Source organism: Neorhizobium fuzhouense (assembly GCF_042611105.1).
Lineage (GTDB): Bacteria > Pseudomonadota > Alphaproteobacteria > Rhizobiales > Rhizobiaceae > Neorhizobium > Neorhizobium galegae_A.
Map to the genome: position 1 here is coordinate 41,284 of NZ_JBHFFP010000005.1, position 21,896 is coordinate 63,179.

Consider the following 21,896-nt stretch of genomic DNA (forward strand, 5'->3'; position numbering starts at 1 on the left):
GTCGAACGCCACGTGCCGGGGAGGACCTTCATGTCTAAGCGCGTTTCACTGGGCCTATCCGCTCTTGTCGCAGGCCTCTTGCTGGCAGTGCCGGTCTTTTCCCAGCAAAGCGAACGCCGGATCGAGACGGTGGAGGATGCCGATTATGTCGGTTTCGACCTGCGCACCGTCAAGAACGTGCCGCTTGACCAGTGTGAGACCGCCTGTCTCGCCGACAAATCCTGCCGTGCCTTCACCTACAACGTGAAAGCCAAATGGTGTTTCCTCAAATCCGATTACAGCCAGCGCAACGATTTTGCCGGTGCCGTGGCGGGCAAGGTCGTGACGGATGCCACAGATCCAGATATCGGCGCTGCCGCAAAACTCTCCTTCCTGACACCGGAGACCCTTCAGGAGGCGGCAGCCCTTCGCGATCAGCTTGAAGTCCCCTCCGAGCTTGAGGGCCAGGGGCTCGAAAGCCTGAAGGCGCTCGCCCAGGTGGAGTTTGTCGGCGGCGATGCGCAGGCTGCGGTGTCGGCCTATCTTGCAGCCCTTGCCATCGAGCCGGACGATTCATCCCTATGGAGCGAGGCGGCGCGGGCGGCCATTTCAGTCAAGGACAAGTCCGACATGACGGCCAAGGCGGTGCTTGCCGCCGTCAACGCCTATTCCGTGTCGAGCACGGCCCAGACGCGTGCGCAGGCGCTGGCGCTTCTCGCCGAGGCGCTGGAGCGGCAGGAAAACCACCGTGCCGCCATCACGGCGCTGAAAGAAAGCGTGGCGCTCGTGCCGGCGCGCACTGTCCAGGCGCGGCTCACTGATCTGCGCACTCGCTTCGGCTTCCGCGTGACCGAGCATACGATCGATGCCGATAGCGCAAGTCCGCGCGCCTGCGTCACCTTTTCCGAGCCGCTGGTAAAGGCTGGCACTGACTATGCGCCCTTCGTGACCCTGAATGGCGCTGCGCCCAAGGCGCTGGAGGCCAAGGACAGCCAGATCTGCGTCGAGGGACTTGCGCATGGTGAGCGCTACAAGCTGGTGCTGCGGCGCGGTCTTCCCTCGTCCGTCGGCGAAAATCTCGAGGCGGCGGTGGATCTCGATCTCTACGTCAAGGATCGCTCACCCTCGGTGCGCTTTACCGGCGACAGTTTTGTTCTGCCATCAACGGCCCGGCGCGGCATTCCGCTGGTGTCGGTCAACACGCCGAGCGCCAATCTGAAGCTTTACCGCATCGGCGACCGCAACATCGCGCCGCTTCTGGCCAATTCGCAGTTCCTTACTCAGATGGACGGCTATTCGACCGAGCAGATCGAGGCGAGCAGCGGCCAGCTCGTCTGGCAGGGCAGCATTGAGATCGCCCAGGATATCAACAAGGATGTCGTGACGAGCTTTCCGGTGGACGAGGCGCTACCTGAGCGCAAGCCGGGCGTCTATGTGCTGACAGCCACTGCCGGCACCGGGACCAGCAGTGAATGGGACAACCGGGCAACCCAGTGGTTCGTCGTCTCTGATCTTGGCCTGTCCACCTATGCCGGCACCGACGGGCTCAACGTGTTCGTGCGGTCGCTTGCCAGCGCCAAGCCGGTCGCCGGCGTGGATCTGCAGCTGCTTGCGAAGAACAACGAGGTTCTGGGCACGGCGAAGACGGATGACAACGGCCGCGCTACCTTCAGCGCCGGCCTCATCCGCGGCACATCCGCCATGGTGCCGGCCGTGCTGACCGCCATGAAAGCGGGCGGGGATTACGTCTTTCTCGACATGACCCGTGCCGGCTTCGATCTCTCCGACCGTGGCGTGACGGGTCGTCCGGCACCCGGCGCCATCGATCTCTATGCCTATACGGAGCGCGGCATCTACCGCCCCGGTGAAACCGTGCATGCCGCTGTCCTGGCGCGCGATGTCGAGGCACGATCGATCGACAACCTGCCGCTCACCTTCGTCTTCCTGCGCCCGGATGGCGTGGAAGACCGGCGGATGACCGACACCGGCAAGCTTGGCGGCTATGCGCTGGATCTGCCGGTTGGGGAAACCGCCATGCGCGGCACCTGGACCATGCAGGTGTTTACCGATCCCAAGGGATCGCCGATTTCGGAAAAACGCTTCCTGGTCGATGATTTCGTGCCCGATCGCATCGAATTCGACCTCACGAGCACGGCCAAGGACATCACGCTGGGCAGCGAAGTGCCCGTCGATGTCGATGGCCGCTACCTCTACGGTGCGCCGGCCGCCGGCCTGTCGCTGGAAGGCGAGATCGTTCTGAAGCAAACACGCGCGCGCGAAGCCTACAAGGGCTATCTCTTCGGTCTTGCAGATGAAGAGGCAAGCGAAGCCGAACGTCTGCCGCTGGACGGTCTTGATGTTCTCGATGACGAGGGGAAGGCGAGCTTTGATGCCGGCCTCACCGAGCTTGCCTATACGACGCAGCTCACCGACGCCGAGATCGTCGTGCGCCTCAAGGAAGGCGGCGGACGGGCGGTGGAGCGCCGTCTGACGCTTCCGGTGCGCCCCGATGGTCCACGCATCGGCATCAAGCCGGAATTTTCGGGCGATCTCACGGAAAATTCCGTCGGCAATTTCAATGTCATCATGGTCGGTGAGGACGGGCAGAAAAAGGCCGCCAGCGGCCTTGCCTGGAAGCTTGTGCGCATCGAGCGGGATTATCAGTGGTATCGCGAGGGAAGCTCCTGGCGTTACGAGCCGGTCAACCGCACCAAGCTCGTCGCAAACGGCACGGTAAACGTGGCCGCAGCCGATGGCGGCAAGGTCGCGGTGCCGGTGGAATGGGGGCGCTATCGCCTCGAAATCCAGAGCACCGAGGCGGATGGACCGGCCAGCAGCGTCGAATTCAATGCCGGCTGGTTCGTGACGGCAAGCTCCAGCGAGACGCCGGATGCGCTGGAAATCGCTCTCGACAAGGCGTCCTACAAGGTGGGCGAGACGGCGAAGCTGAAAGTCTCCAGCCGCTATGCCGGCCAGCTGATGATCACCAGCGGCGCGGAAAATCTCGTTTCTGTTCAGAATGTCGAAATCGGCGACACCGGTGGCGAGGTGGATATTCCGGTCACGGCCGCCTGGGGGGCGGGCGCTTATGTGACGGCAACGCTTTACCGGCCCGGCGATGCGCAGGAAAGCCGTATGCCGATGCGCGCCATCGGCATTACCTGGCTGACGGTCGATCCGGAGGATCGCGATCTGACCGTGACGCTCGCAGGCCCGGACAAGACCCTGCCACGCCAGCCGCTCGATATCGACATCGCGGTTGCCGGTGCGGGCGCCTCCGAAGAGGCCTATGTGACGGTGGCCGCCGTCGATGTCGGTATTCTCAATCTCACCCGCTATGAGCCGCCGGCGCCGGATATCTGGTATTTTGGCCAGCGGCAGCTGGGGTTGGAAATCCGCGATCTCTATGGTCGCCTGATCGATGGATCCCTGGGCGCCACCGGGCGTCTCAGAACCGGTGGCGATGGTGGAAGCGTTGCGCTGCAGGGCAGTCCGCCGAAGGAAAAGCTTGTCGCCTTCTTCTCGGGCCCGGTGAAGCTGGATGCGGAAGGCAAGGCGAAGGTCAGCTTCGACATTCCCCAGTTCAACGGCACGGCGCGTGTCATGGCGGTTGCCTGGACGAAATCCGGCATCGGCCACGGGACGAAGGACGTGGTGATCCGTGATCCGCTGGTGGTGACGGCGAGCCTGCCGCGCTTCCTGGCGCCGGGGGACACGGCAAACCTCAGGCTCGACATTGCCAATACCGATGCGCCGGCAGGCAAATATCGCCTGTCCGTGACGTCCAATGAGGCGGTCAGCATCGATACGCCAGCAACTGCGGTGCGGCTGGACGCCGGCGCCAAGCAGACCGTGACGTTGCAGGTGAAGGGCGAAAAGCCGGGCGACGGCAAGGTGACGCTGACGCTCGACGGGGAGGGATTGCCGAAGCTGACGCAGGGGCTCGATCTTCCGGTGCGCCCGGGCGTTCTGCCGGTGACGGAGCGACGGGTTCTGGCGCTGGCGCCCGGTCAAAGCCTGACGGTCGACGGCAATCTTCTGGCCGATGCCGAACTTGCCGGCGCGTCAGTCGCACTCAATGTCACGCGCTCGGCAGAATTCGATGTGCCGGCCCTGTTGATGGCGCTCGACCGCTATCCCTATGGTTGTGCGGAACAGACGACGAGCCGGGCCATCCCGTTGCTTTACCTGTCGGAACTCAACCGCCAGAACGGCATCGATGACGATGCGGCGGTGAAGAAGCGGGTGCAGGACGCCATCTACCGCGTGCTGTCCTACCAGTCTTCCTCGGGAAGCTTTGGTCTCTGGGGTCCCGGTGGCGGTGATCGCTGGCTGGATGCCTATGTCAGCGATTTCCTTACCCGCGCGCGCGAACAGGGTTTTGACGTGCCGGAAAAGGCGCTCGTGCAGGCGCTGGATAACCTGCAGAACGCGCTCGCCTATGACGTCAATATCCGCGACCAGGGCAGCGAGATCGCTTACGTGCTCTATGTGTTGGCGCGCAACCGCAAGGCGGCGATCAGCGACCTGCGCTATTATGCCGATACGATGCTCGGAGATTTCCCCACACCCTTGTCGAAGGCGCATCTGGCGTCCGCGCTTGCGCTCTATGGCGATGCGCAGCGGGCAAAAACCGTGTTCGCCTCCGCTTTCCAGATGGCGGAGAAGGCCTCGGTTACGAAAGTCAGCCTGTCGCGCTCCGATTATGGATCGCAGCTGCGCGATGGGGCGGCCGTGCTGGCGCTTGCCGCCGAAAGCCGGCCGGTGCCGCCGATCGTGCCCCAGCTGTCGCAGATCGTTGCCAAGGAATGGCGGACCAAGAAATATGTCAGCACCCAGGAACAGGCCTGGATGCTGCTTGCGGCACGCGCCCTGCAAAAGGGCGACGACGGGTTGAAACTTGCAGTCAACGGAGAAGCGAAATCCGGCAGCTACAGTACGCGCCTGACCGGCGAGGCGCTTCTGTCTGCCCCCGTCGTCCTCGCCAACCGCTCTGCGGATCCTGTCTCTGCCGTGGTGACGACGATTGCCTCACCGCGCCAGCCGCCCGCCGCCGGCGGCGCGGGCTTTACCATTGCCCGCAGCTATTACACACTGGACGGCGAAGAGGTCAGCGTCAGCGACGTCCAGCAGAACCAGCGTTACGTGGTGGTGCTGACGGTCAACGAGGAGAACGACTGGCCGTCGCGCATCCTCATCCAGGATCTTCTGCCGGCCGGCTTCGAGATCGACAATCCGAGCCTTGTCGACAGCGCCCAGTTGACGAATTTCGAGTGGATCGGCGAGGTCCAGCCGGCTCATACGGAATTCCGCAACGATCGCTTTGTGGCGGCCTTCGATCGTGCCCAGGGCGATGCCCGCGAGATCACGCTCGCCTATGTGGTGCGCGCCGTCACACCCGGCACCTATGACCATCCGGCAGCCGTGGTGGAAGACATGTATCGTCCGCAATTTTCCGCCCGCACGGCGGCCGGGCGCATGACGGTCGAGCAGGCGCGGTAAGGGCAGATGCGGCGGCGCTGGCGCTGGGTTTTGGCGGGCGTTACGGCAACGGTGGTTCTGGCCACCGGCGCCGCCTTTGCGCTGGTGGCCGCCGACCGGGCATTTCCGCCACCGCTTGAGGCGGCAGCGCTCGTTTCGACCGAAGTGGTCGATGCCGATGGTCAGTTGCTGCGTGCCTTTGCGACGGCCGACGGGCTCTGGCGGCTAAAGACGACGGCCGGTGATGCCGATCCGCAATTCCTGCGCATGCTGGTCGCCTATGAGGACCGGCGGTTCTACGCTCATTCCGGCATTGATCCTTATGCGCTGGCCCGCGCCGCCCTGCAGCTTGTCACCCATGGCCGCATCGTCTCGGGCGCCTCCACCCTCTCCATGCAGGTTGCCCGGCTGATCGAGCCGCGCGATGGCCGCTCGCTTGCGGCAAAGCTGCGCCAGATGGCGCGGGCCGTGCAGATCGAGCGGCGGCTCACCAAGGCGCAGATTGTGGATCTCTACCTTACCCGTGCGCCCTATGGCGGCAACCTGGAAGGTGTGCGGGCAGCAAGCCTTGCCTATTTCGGCAAGGAGCCGCGCCGGCTTTCGGTGGCTGAGGCGGCACTTCTGGTGGCGCTTCCGCAATCGCCGGAAGCCCGCCGTCCCGACCGTTTTCCCGAGGCGGCCAGAGCCGCACGGACAAAAGTGCTGGAGCGCGACGGCGTGGCGGCGGTGGTGGGGGACGGCGAGGCCGACCGGGCCGCTCTCTCTGCCGTCCCCCGCATCCGCCGCCCCTTGCCGGCCCTTGCGGCGCATCTTGCCGAGGCAGCCCGCCGCAAGGCGCCGGAGACGGTCCGGCTGTCCACCACGCTTCGCCTTCCCATCCAGCAGGGGCTGGAAGCGGTCGCCCAATCGGCTGCGGCGCATCTGCCCCCCAAAACCTCGCTTTCCATGCTGATGGCGGATTCGACAACGGGTGAGATCGTCGCCGAGATCGGTTCCGCCGGTGCCTTCGATGCGGCTCGATCCGGCTGGATCGATATGACAAGGGCGATCCGTTCGCCGGGTTCGACGCTCAAACCCTTCATCTATGGCCTTGCCTTCGAAGAGGGCGTGGTAGCGCAGGAAACCATCATCGAGGATCGCCCCTCCGATTTTTCCGGCTATCGTCCGCGCAATTTCGACATGAGCTATCAGGGCGATGTCAGCATTCGCCAGGCGCTGCAACTGTCGCTCAACGTGCCGGCAGTCAGGCTTCTGGAGGCGGTCGGGCCGAGCCGGTTGATGGTGCGGTTTCGGCGCGCCGATGTGCGCCCGATCCTGCCGGCGGGTGAGGCGCCCGGCCTTGCCATCGGCCTTGGCGGCGTCGGCCTGACGCTGAAGGATCTGGTGCAGCTTTATGCGGGCCTCGCCAATGACGGATTTGCGGTGCATCTGGGCGATGGCGTGCATGATCAGCCGGCGCGCGATATCGCCCAGCCGCTGCTTGATCCGGTCGCGGTGTGGAACGTCACCGACATCCTCTCCGGCGTGCTGCCGCCACAGGGCAGCCGGAAGTTTGGGATCGCCTACAAGACCGGCACCAGCTACGGTTACCGCGATGCCTGGTCGGTGGGCTATGACGGGCGCTATGTGCTGGGGGTCTGGGTGGGGCGGCCGGACAATGGGGCCGTGCCCGGCATTACCGGCTATGGCACGGCCGCACCCATCCTCTTCGAGGCCTTCGAGAAATCCGGGATTGCCATCACGCCGCATCCGTCTCCTCCGCCCGGTGCCCGACGCATGGCGCTTGGCGACCTGCCGCCGGGCCTTCGACGGTTTTCCACGACGGCAAATGGGCTGATGCGCATGAGTTCGCGCGAGCCGGCCCCGCAGATCGTCTATCCGCCGGAGGGCGCGCGGGTGGATCTCGGCGCCCGCGGTGGCCAGAATCTCTCGCCACTGGTGCTGAAACTGCAGGGGGGACGCGCACCGTTCCGCTGGCTTGCCAATGGCCGGCCGCTGGAGGCGCTGTCGCGCAAGCGCACCTCCGAATGGTTGCCGGATGGCGCCGGTTATTCGACGCTGACGGTGATCGACGCCATGGGACGGGCAGCGACCGTCAGGGTGTTTGTCGAGTAGGGGCGGCGTCTACAGCGTCGTCCGGGCAATCGCGTGAAAGAATGTGCCGGTGACGAAGCCGCGCCGGCCGCCGGAAAGACCGATCGGCGTGCCGGTGCCATCGGCAATTTCTGCAAACGCCTCATCCGTGCCGGGATCGGTGACACTTGCATAGTGAAACTCGTGCCCGCGGATCGTCTGGCCGGCCGCGCCAAGCGGTCCATCGCTGAGCAGCCGTGCCTGCCGGTAACCGAGGTTCATCTTGCGTTTGGCAAAACTGGTGGAATGCGACAGCAGGCCGGTCATCGCGTGGGTTGCGCCCTCGGCATCCTCCAGACGCTCGCCGAGAACCATGTAGCCGCCGCACTCGCCATGGACGGGCCGGCTCTCTGCAAACCTTGCGAGCCCTTCGCGGAACCCGGAGGCGCTGGAGAGGATACCTGCATGAAGTTCGGGATAACCGCCGGGCAGCCAGCAGGCATCGGCATCGGCGGAAGGACCTTCGTTTACCAGCGGCGAGAATGGCAGAAGTTCGGCCCCGGCCGCCCGCCAATGGCGGCCAAGATGCGGATAGAGAAAGGTAAAGGCGGCATCGGAGGCGATCGCGATGCGCTGGCCGGGCGGCGGCAGGTGGGCAGATGTCGAGCCTGACGGCGGCGCAATCTCCACCGCCAGTGCAAGGATCGCATCGAGATCGAGCGAGGTCTCCATCACATCCGCCAGCCGGTCGATATGATGCTGGATGGCCGGATGTTCGCTTGCCTGCACGAGTCCGAGATGCCGTTCCGGCAGCGACAGCGTGCCATCCCGCATTACCGCGCCGACAACGGCCAGTCCCTTGTCTTCGATCGCGGTCTTCGAGAGCCGCACGTGCCTCTCGCTGCCGGCGCGGTTCAGCACCACACCTGCCATTTTCACCGCCGGATCATAATGCTTGAAGCCGACGGCAACGGCGGCGGCCGTCTGGCTCTGGCCGGACACATCGAGCACCAGCAGCACCGGAATGCCGAGAAGACGCGACAGATCGGCGGCAGACCCGGTGCGCCCCGCACCACCGGCAATGCCGTCGAACAGGCCCATGGCGCTTTCGATGAGCAGCAGGTCGGTGTCCTCGCCCGCTTCTGCGAGAAGATGCGCGACGAGATCCGGTTCCATCGCCCAACTGTCGAGGTTGAGACCGGAAAGCCCGGTTGCGGCCTGATGGAAGCCCGGATCGATATAATCCGGCCCGGATTTGACGCCACGCACTCGAAGACCGCGCCGCGCGAATGCCCGGAGCAGGCCGATGGTGACGCTGGTCTTGCCGGAACCGGAGCGCGGGGCGCCGATGATGAGTGCGCGCGTCATGGTGTTTTCTCTTCAAGGGTCAGCAGGTCGCGCATGGTGACGATCTCTCCGACGACGATCAATGCCGGCGCTGCAAATCCCTCAGCCGCCGCCTCTTCGGCAATCGTCGACAGCGTGGCCGTCAGCAGGCGTTCCTCGCCGGTTGTTGCCGCCATGATGACGGCGGCGGGCGTTTCCGGTGCCCGGCCACCCTCGATCAGCAGGCGGCTGATGATGCCGAGATTTTTGAGGCCCATGTAGATGACGAGCGGCTCGCCGGTGCGGGCAAGCGCTGCCCAGTCGAGATCGCCGTCCTCGCCCGCCGCATGGCCGGTGACAAGCGTGATGGCCCGGCTCATGCCGCGCATGGTGGCGGGAATGCGCGAAAGGGCAAGGCCTGCCAGCGCCGACGTCATGCCGGGCAGGATGCGGCAGGATATGCCGGCCTTCACCAGCGCCTCCGCCTCTTCGCCGCCGCGCCCGAAGATGAATGGATCGCCACCCTTCAGCCGCAGAACCCGCTTTCCTTCGCGGGCGAGCCGGATCAGCGAGAGCGTGATATCCTCCTGTGCGGTCGACGGTTTTCCCCCGCGCTTTCCGGCATAGATCACCTCGGCCCCACCCGCGAAGGATAAAACGGCATCGGAAACGAGGGCATCATGCACGATCACGTCGGCCTTGGAGAGCGCGTCGATCACCTCGAGCGTCAGGAAACGCGGATCGCCGGGGCCGGCGCCGGCAAGCCAGACATGGCCCGGTTCAAACGCCGGAAGCCGGCTTTCCAGCTGCTGCAGGGCTCTTGCAATCGTCATCGGGAAACCTTTTGGCGGTGACGGAACGCGGTGTCACCGCTATAGACGGAAGGATGGAAGCCGATCCCAAACACCTGCGCCGTGGCTGGACCACGGGAACCTGCGCGGCAGCCGCCGCCAAGGCGGCCTGTCTGGCATTGATGGGCAAGGGATTTCCGGATCTGGTGGAGGTGACGCTGCCCGGCGGCCAGAGGCCCGGCTTTACGCTGGCGCTCGAGGAGGCCGGCGATGGCTTTGCCCGGGCCGGCATCATCAAGGATGCCGGCGACGATCCGGATGTCACCCATGGCGCCCTCATCGTCTGCACGCTGCGCCATGGCGAAAAGGGCGGGGGACTGCGGTTCTTTGCCGGGGAAGGTGTCGGCATGGTCACCCGTGCGGGCCTTGCCATTCCGCCCGGCGAACCCGCGATCAACCCCGTGCCGCGCCAGATGATTGCGGCGGCCCTTGCTGAAGTGGCCGGCGAAGCCTGCGATTTCGACGTGGAGATTTCCGTGCCGGGCGGGGACGTTCTGGCGGAAAAGACGTTGAACGGGCGGCTCGGCATTGTCGGCGGGCTCTCCATTCTCGGCACCACCGGCATCGTCATTCCCTTTTCCTGCTCGGCCTGGATCCATTCCATCTGGCGCGGCATCGATGTGGCGCGCGCAGCGGGCCTGACCCATGTGGCCGGCGCCACCGGCATGACGTCTGAAAACGCCGTGCAGGCGCATCACCAGTTGCCGGAAACGGCGCTTCTCGACATGGGCGATTTCGTCGGCGGCATGCTCAAATACCTGAAGAAGCATCCGGTCGAACGGGTCACGGTTGCCGGCGGCGTTGCCAAGATGACAAAGCTCGCGCAGGGCATGCTCGACGTGCATTCCAAGCGCGGTCTTGCCGATCTCGAAGCGCTGGCCAGCCTTGCGCGCGAGGCTGGCGGCAGCGAAGCGCTTTCGGACAGCATCCGTGCGGCCAATACCGTGGCCGAAGCTTTTCAGCTGGCGGAAGGCGAAAACCTGCCGCTCGGCGACCGCATTGCTGCCCTTGCCTGGAAAACGGCGGCCTCTGCCCTCGTCAACCCGGCCATCGCGCTTGAAATCCTGGTGTTCGACCGGGATGGCAGGCTGATGGGGCAAGCGCCATTCACGCCGTCCGATCATGCCTCGTCCTTGCCGCTGGCAATGGTCTCGGCCGAGCGGAACCGGCGCACGTAATCGGTGCTGTAAAGCGCGCTCTCGCGAAAATCTTCCGCCCTCAGACCCGGGCCGACAAGGATCAGCGCCGTGCGCTCAATGGGATCTTTCGCCACCTGTGCCGCAATATCTGACAGCGTACCGCGCAGGATTTTTTCGTCCGGCCAGCTGGCCTTCACCACGATCGCCACCGGGCAATCGGCGCCGTAGAAGGGCGTGAGTTCCGCCACCACCCGTTCCAGCGCGTGGATTGCCAGGTGAATGGCAAGCGTTGCGCCCGTTGCGGCAAAATTCGCCAGCGTTTCGCCCTCCGGCATCTTTGACGCGCGACCGGAAATGCGGGTGAGGATCAGGCTCTGGGCGACTTCGGGAATGGTCAGTTCGCGCTTCAGCGCGGCGGCAGCGGCGGCAAAGGAGGGAACGCCCGGGGTCAGCGTATAGTCGATGCCCAGCCGGTCGAGCCTTCGCATCTGCTCGGCCACCGCACTCCAGACGGAGAGATCGCCCGAATGCAGCCGCGCGACATCCTCGCCCGCCTCATGGGCGCGCAGATATTCTGCCTCGATGTCTTCGAGCGACAGCGAGGCCGTATCGACGATGCGGGCATTCGGCGGGCAGTAGGCCAGAAGCTCACGCGGAACGATCGAGCCGGCATAGAGGCAGACCGGAGAGCGGGCGATGATATCGCGCCCGCGCACCGTGATCAGGTCCGCAGCACCGGGTCCGGCGCCGATGAAATGGACCGTCATGCCGCCTCCTCGGCAATCGCGATGGCGCAGGTGACCCCCTGTGCAACGTGGCGCGGGCCCACGAGGCGGCCGCTCTTTCCGGCAGCGGCAAGGGCTGCAGCCTCGCAGAAGCTCGGAATGCCGACATGCGCCATGCTGTGGGTGGAGAGCGTCAGCGTGCGTGGCGATACGTCTTCCATCTCCGGATCGGAGATGATGGTGAGCGACACGCCCAGACGCTCGGCGGCTTCAAGAAGTCCAGCCTCGTCCGCTTTCAGCGCGCCGGTGGCAAGCCGCTGCGGGCGTTCGCCAGCCCGGCCGCACGCCTCAAGCGCTTCATTCAAAACGGCCAGAACCGTTTCGGCGGTCGTTCCCTTGCGGCATCCGATACCAGCAGTGATCATGTGCTAAGCTCCTTCTTGATGAAAATCCATTGGGTTACCGGCATGGCCGCACGCCAGCCGGTCATGCGGCCGACAGGCTCGGCCCGGTCGATCGAGAGCCGCGTCAACGTGCCGCCATGCGCCGCATGGGCTGCCAGCAGAACCTGCTCCATTTCCAGCGTCACCGCATTGGCGACCAGCCGCCCGCCGATCTTGAGGGTAGAAAGGGCCGCTTCCAGCACGCCATCGCCGCTGCCGCCACCACCGATGAAAATGGCATCCGGCTGCGGCAGGCCGGCCAGCGCATCGGGCGCCTTGCCTTCCACCAGTTGAAGTCCCGGCACACCGAAATTCTGCGCATTGCGGCGAATGCGGGCAGCCCGCTCGCGGTGCTGCTCGATGGCAATGGCATGAAGCGAGGGATGCGCCAGCATCCACTCAATGCCGATGGAGCCGGAGCCGGCACCGATATCCCACAACAACTGTCCCCGTTGCGGTGACAGCGCCGACAGCGTCACAGCGCGGATTTCGCGCTTGGTGATCTGGCCGTCATGCTCGAACAGATCGTCGGCAAGCCCGAAGCCGAGCGGCAGAATTCTTGCCGCCGCCTCGGCTTTGACCTCGATTGCCACGAGATTGAGCGGATCGACGTCGGTCAGGGCAAAGTCCGCGGCCTCCGCAGAGCGGATTTTCTCCTGGGGGCCGCCCAACGCCTCCAGTATCTTTAGCCGGCTTCTCCCAAAGCCGCTGTCACACAGCAGGCGGGCAATCGCTTCCGGCCCAGTGGCATCGGAGGTGAGCGCAAGAACCTGTCGGCCCGGATGGAGAAGCGGGCGGATCAGGTCGAGCGGGCGGCCATGGAGCGACACCGTATCCACATCCTGAAGCGCCCAACCCAGCCGGGATGCCGCCAGCGAAAAGGCCGACGAGGCGGGATAGGCGCGAAACTCGCCCGGTGCTACATGCCGCGCGAGCGTGACACCGACGCCGAAGAAGAACGGGTCGCCGGAGGCCAGCACGCAGGTTCTGGTCCCGGCAAGGGCAAGCACATCCGTCATGGCCGCATCGAAGGGCTGCGGCCAGGGGCGGGCTTTGCCGGTGATGGCATCGCGCGCCAGGTCCAGATGACGGCGACCGCCGAAGACGGTTTCGGCCTCTGCTATGGCACGACGTGCCTCTTCGCCGATGCCGCGCACACCATCCTCGCCAATGCCGACGATGGACAACCAGGGTGCGTGCGCTACAAGGGCTTTTTCCTGTTCAGGAGCCAAGGTCTTGCACTCCATTCTCATTCTTGGCGGCACCACGGAAGCGCGCCAGATTGCCGGGCGCCTTGCCGCACTCCACCGCTTCCGGCTGGAGCTGTCGCTGGCCGGGCGCACCAAAACGCCGGTCGAGCAGCCCGTTCCAGTGCGCACCGGTGGCTTTGGCGGCGCAGACGGGCTCGCGCATTATCTTGAGCACCAGCGGATCGACCTGATGATCGATGCCACGCATCCTTATGCGGCGCAGATCTCCGCCAACGCCGCTACGGCCGCCCGCAGGGCCGACATTCCGCTGGTGGCGCTGCGCCGGCCCGGCTGGGACAGGGTGCCCGGCGATCGCTGGCAGGAGGTGGAGAGCGTGGAGCAGGCGGTGGCGAACCTTGGGGATACGCCGCGTCTCGTGTTCCTGGCGCTCGGCCGGCAGGAGCTTTTGCCCTTCGAGGCCGCCCCTTGGCACCACTATCTGGTGCGCAGCGTCGATCCGGTCGAGCCGCCACTTGCGCTTGCCGATGTGCGCTACATCACCGCCCGCGGTCCGTTTGCCCTGGACGAGGAGGTTGCCCTGTTGCGCGACAACGGGATCGAGGTGATCGTGTCGAAGAATTCCGGCGGGTCGGCAAGCTATGGCAAGATCGCGGCAGCGCGAGCGCTTGGCCTCGACGTCATCATGATCCGCCGTCCGACTCTGCCGGATAGCTGTTCCTTCCAGACGGTGGAGACGCTTGTCGACCATGTCGCTCAGGCCTTTCCCGCCGACCAGCTGCGCGGCGAATAGACAAGCGGCGCCTTGCCTTCGCGAGCAATCAGACGGGTTTCCACCGATCCGACAATGATGCAGGTGGCCATGTCTGCCATGTCGGATCGCGCATCGGCCAGCGTCTCGATCCGGATTCTTTCGTCGGGTCTTCCCGCCGCGCGGCCAAAGATGACCGGCACAGTGCCCGGCAGATGGGCCCGCAAAATATCGAATGCGTCACCGAGCTGGTGCGGCCGCGCCTTGCTGACGGGATTGTAGAAGGCCATCACGAAGCCGGCTTCTGCAGCGGCAACCAGCCGCTTTTCGATGATGCTCCAGGGCTTCAGGTTGTCGGACAGCGAGATGGCGCAAAAATCATGGCCAAGCGGCGCGCCGGCTTTTGCCGCAACCGCCAGCATGGCCGTTATGCCGGGTACGACGGAAAAATCCACCTGTCGCCAGCTCTCAGGCCCCGTTTCCATGGCCTCGCAGACGGCGGCTGCCATGGCAAACACGCCGGCATCGCCGCCGGAGACGACGCAAACCTGTCCGCCGCGTGCGGCAAGCTGAAGCGCGGCTGCCGCGCGCGAAATCTCCTCGCGATTGTCGGAGGCGTGGCGGCGCTGGTGGGCTTTCAGCGCAAGGCGTTCGACATAGGGGCCGTAACCGAAAAAATCGGTTGCCTGTTCAACGGCAGACAGGGCCTCCGGGCTCACCTGCAACGGGCTTCCCGGCCCAAGGCCGACGACGGTGAGCCGGCCGGTCATGTCCAAAGCAGGCGTATCGCTCATGGCCGTCCCTTCCAGCCGGGCACCAGCACCAGCGAAAAATACGGGGCCGGGCTTTCGTCGCGCGCGACAAGCGGGATAACGGCGCCGTTTGCCATGGTGCCACGCTCCACATAGACCGCACCATCGAGCTTGCCGACCAGGGAGAGCGCGCGGCGGATCTTGGGCAGGTTGCGGCCGACCTTCATGATGACTGCGCCATCGGTGCCGCCAAGCCTTTGTGCCAGCACCTCTTCCGAAAGGGTGCCGGGCAGCACGCTCAAAATGTCGTCGCCCTGCACCAGCGGCAGGTTGGCCATCGACCAGCAGCCGGACATGGCGGTAACGCCGGGAATGACTTCGGCCGGAAAATGCGGCGCAAGGCGCAGGTGCAGATGCATGTAGGAGCCGTAAAACAGCGGATCGCCTTCGCTCAGCACCGCAACCGTCCGCCCAGCCTCAAGGTGGACAGCAATCCGGGCGGCCGATTCGTCAAAGAAGCCGTCGATGGCGCTCTTGTAGACATCGCTGTCCTTGTGCTCTTCCACGGTCACCGGGTAGACGAGCGGCAGTTCGATGATGCCGGGGCGCATATGCGCATCGACGATGGTGCGGCCATTGCCCCGGGCGCCGCGCTTGGCAAAGAAGGCGACCACGTCGGCCGCCGCGAGCGCCTTTACCGCTTTCAGGGTCAACAGGTCCGGGTCACCGGGTCCGGTGCCGACGCCGATCAGTTTTCCGCTTTGTATCTCGCTCAAAGCCCGGCCCTCGCCAGAGCATTGACGGCAGCAGCCGTCATGGCCGAGCCGCCCATACGGCCCTTCACGATGGCATAAGGGATGCCGAGCTTGTGTTCGGCAAGGGCATCCTTGCTTTCGGCAGCACCGACGAAGCCGACCGGCATGCCGATGATGGCGGCCGGGCGCGGGCAGCCGCGATCCAGCATTTCCAGCAGATAGAAGAGTGCCGTCGGGGCATTGCCGATGGCAACGATCGCGCCCTCCAGCTGGTCTACCCAGAGTTCCAGTGCCGCCGCCGAGCGCGTATTGCCGATTCGCTTTGCAATTTCGGGCGTTTGCGGATCGCGCAGCGTGCAGATCACCTCGTTCCTGTTGGCAAGGCGGGCTCGCGTCACGCCGTGGGCCACCATCTGCGCATCGCAGAAGATCGGACGTCCGGCAGAAAGAGCGCCGCGCGCTGCCTCAACGAAGGTCGGTGAAAAACGGAAGTGCTGTGCCGCCTCCACCAGCCCGCAGGCATGGATCATGCGGATCGCGACGTCTGCCTCGTCTGGCGAGAAGGGCGAAAGATCGGCTTCCTCGCGGATAATGGCGAAGGATTTGGCGTAGATCGCATCGCCATCGCGAATGTAGTCGTAGTCGGTCATCATCTACCTTCAGAAAGCGCCGCCGCAATCGCTCGCGGACCCAGGCGGGCCAGACAGTCGCGGCTCGTCTCGGTGGGCTGGCGCTTGAGACGCACCAGCCGGTCGAGCATGGCAAGGGCTGCAGTTTCCGTGTGCGGGACAAGGGTTTTGAGCGGGGTATCGGAGGTTTTGCCCTCAAAGACAAGATGCGTGCCCGCATCGGAGCCCACGAATGTCAGGGTGGCGACCCCGGGATGGGCGCAGCCTTTGGCGCAGCCGGACAGATGCAGGCGAATGGAGCCATCCAGAGACGCGGCGGCATTGCTTGCGGCAAAGCGTCCGGTCTCATGCGTGGCATAGCGGCCGGAGCGGCAGGAGGGCTGGCCGGGGCAGGCGGAAATTTCTGCAAGCGGATCGCCGCCGCCGCTGATGAAACCCGATTTTTCCGCATGGGCGAGAACGTCGGCGCAAGCCTGTTGCGGTCCAGCAAAGACGAGAGCGTGGTCCGGCGCAGGTTTGAGCCACAGGATGCCCGCCTTGGCGGCAACCTCCGACAAGGCCGCAAGCCGCGCCGCCTCCACCTGCCCGAAGGGCAGCGCGATGCGCAGGGCAGAGAGCCCTTCGGAAAGAGCAAAAAGCCCGAACGGGGCGGTCGGCGCCGGTACCGCGGATGCGGTTTCGGATGCCGGTCGCAAACGGTCCAGTTGGGGCAGATGCGCAGGATCGAGATCGCGGCCGCGGGTCTTCGGGCCAAGCCGGGCCAGATGCTGCAGAAGATCTTCGACAAGGTCTGCGGCTTCATCGTCGGCCACCAACCCCAGCCTGCGGCCGCTGCCTGCCGTGCCACCCAGCGTCAGGCCCCAGAAGAGGGTGCCATGCTGACGATCTGCCGTCAGCCGGATATCGGCCAGCAGATGATCGAGCCGGATCGCCCCGCCACCCTCGATCACGACGGACAGTTTCGGTGCAAGCTGTCCGGAGAGCAGCCGGGCACGGGCAATGATGGCCTCTCCGAGCGGACGCGGATCGGCAATCTCGCTGCCATCCTCTCCGGCAAGCGGCGACCATTCCACCGCCAGCCCCTCGCGAAGCGGCAGCGGCAGATCGCGCACCGCCCGTTCCAGATCGACGGCGGATTGATGGTCCAGCCCGCGGATCTGCAGGTTTCCACGCGCGGTCACATCGAGGATACCGTTTCCGTGGCGGCGGGAGAGATCGCAAAGGCTTGAGAGGTCGCCGGGGCCTATCGGGGCTGCCAGCGCCACGCGGGTCAACAGCCCGTCGCCGGTCGGCATCGGGGCCGACAGCGCCGGGCAGGCGCCGCGTGCCAGGGGAGAGAGCGGCGCAACGACGGACGAAAGAGGAAGGGAGGTGGCCGGTACCGTCGTCATCGGCGCTGCCTTTCCCGGGCAAAACCACGCAGAGCTTCCAGTTCGCGATCGACCGAATTGCGGCGCGGCTGCCAGAGGCCGCGGCGGCGCGCAGACATCAGCCGGTCGGCAATTGCGCAGGCGGCTTCCGGGTTCTGGTCGAGCACGAAATCGCGCACCTGCTCGTCGGCCACGTAGGCATCATAAACGGCTTCGATCAGGCCCTGCGGAATGGCCTGCGTCATTTCGGCAAAGCCCACAAGCCGGTCCACCGTCTCGGCAAATTCGGCAGCGCCGCGCGGGCCGTGGCGCATCTGGCCGGCAATGAAGCGCGGATTGATGGCACGCGCGCGCACCACGCGGGTGACCGCTTCCGTTACCGAGCGGGCGCGGGGCCGCTCGGGATCCGTGGTATCGAGCGCAATCACATCCGCCTTGCCGCCAAGTGCTGCCACGGCTGCTGCAAAGCCGCCGATAAAGGCAACATCGCCGGAGCCGTCGAGCAGGTCGCGGCCGGGATCGTCGCCGGTGTGGACGAGAAGATCGGCGTGCCGGACACGCTCTTCAAACAGCGCGCCGGCTTCCCGTTCTTCGCCATCAGGCCCGCCAAAGGTGTGGCTTGCCATGGCAAGATAGGCGCGGCCGAGATCCTCGCGTGTCTCCCAATCGCCTGCGGAAAGCTGTTCTTCGATGCCTGAACCATAGGTGCCGGGGGCGGAGCCAAAAATGCGGACAGGGGCCGCACCGTCCGCCAGACTTGCTTCCGCCAGTGGATTGTCGCCGTCCGCCTCATCGGAGCGCCCGGCAATGGCCCTGACCGCTGCATCGACCAGCGCGATGAGGGCGGGAAACATATCCCGGAAAAGACCGGAAATGCGGAAGGTAACGTCGACCCGCGGCCGTCCGAGGCTTGCCGGCGGCAGAACTTCGATGCCGGTGACGCGCCCCGTCGCCGGGTCCTGCACCGGGCGTGCGCCCATCAGCGCCAGACCCTGCGCCACCTCTTCGCCGCCACTTCGAAGCGTGGCGCTGCCCCAGAGATCGATGATGATATTTTTCGGCCAGTCGCCATGGTCCTGCATGTAGCGGCGGATCACCTCGTCGGCGGCAAGCCGGCCAAGCTCGAAGGCCGTCGGCGTCGGCATGGTGCGCGGGTCGGAGGCGTAGAGATTGCGGCCGGTCGGCAGCACGTCGCGGCGTCCCCGCGCCGGCGCGCCGGAAGGGCCGGGGCGAATGTGGCGACCATCCAGCGCGGCGATCAGGCTCTCGCGTTCGCATCGGGCACTTTCGAGCCGCGCAGGGTCTGTCTCCCGGTCATCGCTGTGGCCGAAGACATGCTGGCCATCCTTGATGGCAAAATCCTTCAGATCGCAGAGAAAGGCGTCGATGCGCGACAGCGCCGTATCGGGATCGTCGACCTCGGACACGCCTGCTTCGCCGGCCAGGCCCGATTCCTTCGCCGCTTCGAGGATCAGCTTTGCCAGCCGGTCGCGGCGGCGGCGGTCGAGCCCGTCGGCCTGCGCATATTCATCGACCAGAAGCTCCAGCCTCTGCTGCGCCTCCGACAGTCCAGCCTCGGTGAGCATCGGCGGCAGATGGCCAAGCGTGACGGCGGCAATGCGCCGCTTTGCAATGGCGGCTTCGCCTGGATTGGAGACGATGAAGGGATAGATCACCGGCAACTGGCCCGTGAGGAGCTCGGGAAAGCAGCTTTCCGTCAGCGCCACGGTCTTGCCGGGCAGCCATTCCAGCGTGCCATGGGCGCCCATATGCAGGATGGCATGGCATTCCCGCTGCATCCATGCGCCAAAGGCCATCAGCGCGTGACGGGGCGGACGGGCGGGATCATGGTAATCGGTGCGCCGGTCGGCTTCCCGGCCACGATCCGGCGCAAGCGCCACCGTGACATTGCCGAAACGGGCGGCGCGGAAGGAAAAACCGTTCGGGCCAAACGCCTCATCCGCCTGTGGCTCACCCCAGGTGGTGGCAACGGCATTTTGGGCACCTTCCGGCAGGCGGGCGAGATAGTCTGCATACTCGGCGCCGGCAAAATGGTGCGCGCCTGTCAGGACCCGGTCCATCAGCGCCTTTGCCGTGTCCGGAATACCGGTGACGCCATATCCTTGCTCGGCTAACTGAACAAGAATCTGCCGCACGCTTTCGGGCACATCGAGGCCGACGGCATAGCCGGTGCGGCCGGCAGCGCCGGGATAATCCGGCATCAGGATGGTGATCCGGCGCTCGGCACGGGGCGTTTCCTGGAGTGCCAGATGCCGGGCGATCCGGTCTGCCACCGCCTCCACCCGGTTTGGTTCGGGCCGATTGGCAAAGCCTGCAAAACCATAGGCCTTATCGCCGCTGCGTTCCGCCTTGAACGACAGGGTGCCGGCAAGGATGCGGCCATCGAGTTCCGGCAGCACGACATGCATGGCAAGATCCGAGGGGCCAAGCCCGCGCCGGCTTGTTTCCCAGGCTTCGCGTTTTGTCGTGGCGATGACGGCCTGAAAGACCGGCACGCCCAGCCGGTCGAACAGCGTTTCGCCCGCCAGTTCCGCCTGGCTCGCAAAGGCTGTCGTGGTGATGAGGGCCGGCGGGTGAAGGGCAGCGAACTGCTTTTCGAGGAAGGAGAGGGTTGCAAAGTCCTTCAAGCCCGGCACGAACACCGGCAGTGGCGCAAAACCGCGTGCGGCAAGCGCCGCAGCGAGCGCATCGATGGGCGCGACATCACCCGACAGCAGCATCGAGCGATAAAACAGCAGCGGCAGGACCTTTTTGCCCGCAAAACCCTCCAGTGCCTCTGGAAGGGAGACGACACCGTGGCCGGGCCGGTAAAAGCCAAGTCTTGGCACGGCCTCGGCCACTGGCCGTACATCCCGTTGACCATTCGCCAGGGCGAAAAGACTTGTGGCCAGCCGGTCGAGATTGTCCGGCCCGCCTTCGCGGAAAAACGAAAGGAAGCCTGCAATCTCGTCCGGGGAAAGTGTGGAGGCGGCGGTCAGACGGTCGTCGGTCTCGCTGCATTCGCCGGGCAACAGAATGAGGGGAATGTTCATCCGGCGCGCCAGATGCGACAGTTCTTCCACCCCGTAGCGCCAGCGGTCATAGCCGCCCAGAATGCGCACCATCAGCACACGGGCGTGGCGGGCCACCTTGTCGATCCACAGATCGACCGACATCGGGTGGCGCAGGTCCGAAAGCGGAGCAAGGCGCAAGGTAAGGTCATTGCGCGACAGCCGGTCCCAGGCCGATGCCATGCCGTTCAGGTCGCTGTCGGAAAAGGACAGCACCACCACATCGCCCGGCGTCTGGTTGAGATCGACCGGTTCGATCAGATCGTCGAGCGACGAGGATGTGGTGGCAAGGATGTGCATCAGGCGGCCAGGATCTTTTCGATGCGGGCGGCATCAATGCCCTTTTCGCCGATAACGACGAGGCGCGAGCGGCGATCTTCGCCGACCGTCCAGGCGCGGTCGAAATAATGGTTCACGCGCGGGCCGACGGCCTGCACCAGAAGCCGCATCGGCTTGCCCTCAACTTCCACATATCCCTTGATGCGCAGCACCTTTTCGGCCGCCGTCACATCGGCAATGCGCTGGCTGAGGCTTTCGGCATCCGCAATGGCGGGAATGTCGAGAACGAAGCTGTCGAAATCGTCGTGCTCGTGGTCGAGTTCGTCGTCGTGATGCGTCTTGCGGTTTTCGATGTCGTCCTCGACGGCAAGGCCAAGGCCGATGAAGACGGCCGGATCGACCGCGCCCTTCTCGGAATTGACGATATGCACGGCGCGCGGCAGGTGAGCGCTCACATGGGCGCGGGCCTTTTCCAGATCGGCAGGCGACAGAAGGTCGGCCTTGGTGAGGATGACGAGATCGGCGCAGGCGATCTGGTCTTCAAACACTTCCTCGACAGGATCGTCATGGTCGAGTGCCTCGTCACTCACCCGCTGGGCGGCGAGCGCCTCCATGTCGTCGGCTACGCGGCCTTCCGCCAGCGCCAGCCCGTCCACCACGGCGATCACGCCATCCACGGTCACGCGGCTTTTCACGCTCGGCCACTGGAAAGCCTGGATTAGAGGCTTCGGCAGCGCAAGGCCGGAGGTTTCGATGAGGATATGATCCACCTTGGGTTCCATCGCCAGAATGCGGTCGATGGCCGGCACGAAATCATCGGCCACCGTGCAGCAGATGCAGCCGTTTGCCAGCTCGATGATATTGTCTTCGGGGCAATTTTCGATGCCGCAGCTTTTCAGGATCTCGCCATCGATGCCGACATCGCCGAACTCGTTGACGATGATGGCAAGCCGCTTGCCCTTGATGTTCTGCAGGGCCTGAGACAGCAGCGTCGTCTTGCCGGCGCCGAGAAAGCCGGTGACAACCGTGCAGGGAATGCGGGCGAGGGAAGAGGTCATGTGTTT

Annotated in this window: 15 protein-coding genes; 4 read left to right on the forward strand and 11 right to left on the reverse strand. The window is 65.2% G+C overall.

Annotated elements, in window-relative coordinates; translation table 11 throughout:
- Window positions 1-30: 30 nt before the first annotated feature.
- Both ACEXP3_RS10605 and pbpC read left to right on the forward strand, forming a co-directional pair.
- The gene (locus ACEXP3_RS10605; protein WP_377297240.1) at window positions 31-5,481 is read left to right on the forward strand and encodes an alpha-2-macroglobulin family protein; all 5,451 of its coding nucleotides are present in this window, start codon (window positions 31-33) and stop codon (window positions 5,479-5,481) included.
- Window positions 5,482-5,487: 6 nt separating this feature from the next.
- Entirely contained in the window at window positions 5,488-7,575 is a 2,088-nt protein-coding gene (pbpC, locus tag ACEXP3_RS10610; protein WP_377297241.1) for a penicillin-binding protein 1C, read from the forward strand.
- Window positions 7,576-7,584: 9 nt separating this feature from the next.
- Here the strand turns inward: pbpC and ACEXP3_RS10615 are convergent, their stop codons facing one another.
- Together ACEXP3_RS10615 and cobA are read right to left on the reverse strand one after the other, a co-directional pair.
- A complete protein-coding gene (locus ACEXP3_RS10615; protein ID WP_377297242.1) occupies window positions 7,585-8,901 on the reverse strand; it encodes a cobyrinic acid a,c-diamide synthase CobB in 1,317 nt (438 codons plus the stop codon).
- Window positions 8,898-9,692: a uroporphyrinogen-III C-methyltransferase gene (cobA, locus tag ACEXP3_RS10620; protein WP_377297243.1), complete on the reverse strand. Its 795-nt coding sequence runs from the start codon at window positions 9,690-9,692 to the stop codon at window positions 8,898-8,900. The genes ACEXP3_RS10615 and cobA overlap by 4 nt, the downstream gene beginning before the upstream one ends.
- 53 nt (window positions 9,693-9,745) lie before the next feature.
- On the opposite strand from cobA, the gene ACEXP3_RS10625 reads away from it, so the two are divergent.
- Entirely contained in the window at window positions 9,746-10,888 is a 1,143-nt protein-coding gene (locus ACEXP3_RS10625) for a cobalt-precorrin-5B (C(1))-methyltransferase (protein WP_377297244.1), read from the forward strand.
- On the opposite strand, the gene cobM is transcribed toward ACEXP3_RS10625, so the two are convergent.
- Genes cobM through cbiE form a run of 3 tightly spaced genes read right to left on the reverse strand, consistent with a single transcriptional unit; the run spans window position 10,831 to window position 13,264 of the window.
- Window positions 10,831-11,616 (reverse strand): precorrin-4 C(11)-methyltransferase, encoded by a 786-nt coding sequence (gene cobM, locus ACEXP3_RS10630; RefSeq protein WP_377297245.1) that lies wholly within the window; start codon window positions 11,614-11,616, stop codon window positions 10,831-10,833. The two genes, ACEXP3_RS10625 and cobM, sit on opposite strands and share 58 nt — an antisense overlap.
- A complete protein-coding gene (locus tag ACEXP3_RS10635) occupies window positions 11,613-11,999 on the reverse strand; it encodes a cobalamin biosynthesis protein (RefSeq protein WP_377297246.1) in 387 nt (128 codons plus the stop codon). Before ACEXP3_RS10635 ends, cobM begins: the two co-directional genes overlap by 4 nt.
- Complete coding sequence (gene cbiE, locus ACEXP3_RS10640; protein ID WP_377297247.1) at window positions 11,996-13,264, reverse strand: precorrin-6y C5,15-methyltransferase (decarboxylating) subunit CbiE; 1,269 nt, start codon at window positions 13,262-13,264, stop codon at window positions 11,996-11,998. The genes ACEXP3_RS10635 and cbiE overlap by 4 nt, the downstream gene beginning before the upstream one ends.
- Between cbiE and ACEXP3_RS10645 the strand changes: the two genes are divergently transcribed.
- Window positions 13,197-14,018, forward strand: a complete 822-nt coding sequence (locus ACEXP3_RS10645; RefSeq protein ID WP_377297248.1) for a cobalt-precorrin-6A reductase — start codon at window positions 13,197-13,199, stop codon at window positions 14,016-14,018. The two genes, cbiE and ACEXP3_RS10645, sit on opposite strands and share 68 nt — an antisense overlap.
- On the opposite strand, the gene ACEXP3_RS10650 is transcribed toward ACEXP3_RS10645, so the two are convergent.
- From ACEXP3_RS10650 to cobW, 6 genes are read right to left on the reverse strand one after another with little or no spacing between them, the layout of a single operon-like run.
- Window positions 13,982-14,746, reverse strand: a complete 765-nt coding sequence (locus ACEXP3_RS10650; protein ID WP_377297477.1) for a precorrin-3B C(17)-methyltransferase — start codon at window positions 14,744-14,746, stop codon at window positions 13,982-13,984. The two genes, ACEXP3_RS10645 and ACEXP3_RS10650, sit on opposite strands and share 37 nt — an antisense overlap.
- 20 nt (window positions 14,747-14,766) lie before the next feature.
- On the reverse strand, window positions 14,767-15,504 hold the full coding sequence (locus ACEXP3_RS10655) for a precorrin-2 C(20)-methyltransferase (protein WP_377297249.1): 738 nt from the start codon (window positions 15,502-15,504) through the stop codon (window positions 14,767-14,769).
- Complete coding sequence (locus ACEXP3_RS10660; RefSeq protein ID WP_377297250.1) at window positions 15,501-16,133, reverse strand: precorrin-8X methylmutase; 633 nt, start codon at window positions 16,131-16,133, stop codon at window positions 15,501-15,503. Before ACEXP3_RS10660 ends, ACEXP3_RS10655 begins: the two co-directional genes overlap by 4 nt.
- Window positions 16,133-17,503 (reverse strand): precorrin-3B synthase, encoded by a 1,371-nt coding sequence (gene cobG, locus ACEXP3_RS10665; RefSeq protein ID WP_377297251.1) that lies wholly within the window; start codon window positions 17,501-17,503, stop codon window positions 16,133-16,135. Before cobG ends, ACEXP3_RS10660 begins: the two co-directional genes overlap by 1 nt.
- A complete protein-coding gene (cobN, locus tag ACEXP3_RS10670) occupies window positions 17,500-20,853 on the reverse strand; it encodes a cobaltochelatase subunit CobN (RefSeq protein ID WP_377297253.1) in 3,354 nt (1,117 codons plus the stop codon). Before cobN ends, cobG begins: the two co-directional genes overlap by 4 nt.
- Window positions 20,853-21,890 carry a cobalamin biosynthesis protein CobW gene (gene cobW, locus ACEXP3_RS10675; protein WP_377297254.1) on the reverse strand — a complete coding sequence of 346 codons (1,038 nt, stop codon included), beginning with the start codon at window positions 21,888-21,890 and terminating at the stop codon, window positions 20,853-20,855. The genes cobN and cobW overlap by 1 nt, the downstream gene beginning before the upstream one ends.
- Between the last annotated feature and the right edge of the window lie 6 nt (window positions 21,891-21,896).

Coding starts and splice junctions, on each gene's coding strand:
- ACEXP3_RS10605 (WP_377297240.1), top strand. CDS start 31: ATGTCTAAGCGCGTTTCACTGGGCCTATCCGCTCTTGTCGCAGGCCTC.
- pbpC (WP_377297241.1), top strand. CDS start 5,488: ATGCGGCGGCGCTGGCGCTGGGTTTTGGCGGGCGTTACGGCAACGGTG.
- ACEXP3_RS10615 (WP_377297242.1), bottom strand. CDS start 8,901: ATGACGCGCGCACTCATCATCGGCGCCCCGCGCTCCGGTTCCGGCAAG.
- cobA (WP_377297243.1), bottom strand. CDS start 9,692: ATGACGATTGCAAGAGCCCTGCAGCAGCTGGAAAGCCGGCTTCCGGCG.
- ACEXP3_RS10625 (WP_377297244.1), top strand. CDS start 9,746: ATGGAAGCCGATCCCAAACACCTGCGCCGTGGCTGGACCACGGGAACC.
- cobM (WP_377297245.1), bottom strand. CDS start 11,616: ATGACGGTCCATTTCATCGGCGCCGGACCCGGTGCTGCGGACCTGATC.
- ACEXP3_RS10635 (WP_377297246.1), bottom strand. CDS start 11,999: ATGATCACTGCTGGTATCGGATGCCGCAAGGGAACGACCGCCGAAACG.
- ACEXP3_RS10645 (WP_377297248.1), top strand. CDS start 13,197: ATGGACAACCAGGGTGCGTGCGCTACAAGGGCTTTTTCCTGTTCAGGA.
- cbiE (WP_377297247.1), bottom strand. CDS start 13,264: ATGGAGTGCAAGACCTTGGCTCCTGAACAGGAAAAAGCCCTTGTAGCG.
- ACEXP3_RS10650 (WP_377297477.1), bottom strand. CDS start 14,746: ATGACCGGCCGGCTCACCGTCGTCGGCCTTGGGCCGGGAAGCCCGTTG.
- ACEXP3_RS10660 (WP_377297250.1), bottom strand. CDS start 16,133: ATGACCGACTACGACTACATTCGCGATGGCGATGCGATCTACGCCAAA.
- cobG (WP_377297251.1), bottom strand. CDS start 17,503: ATGACGACGGTACCGGCCACCTCCCTTCCTCTTTCGTCCGTCGTTGCG.
- cobN (WP_377297253.1), bottom strand. CDS start 20,853: ATGCACATCCTTGCCACCACATCCTCGTCGCTCGACGATCTGATCGAA.
- cobW (WP_377297254.1), bottom strand. CDS start 21,890: ATGACCTCTTCCCTCGCCCGCATTCCCTGCACGGTTGTCACCGGCTTT.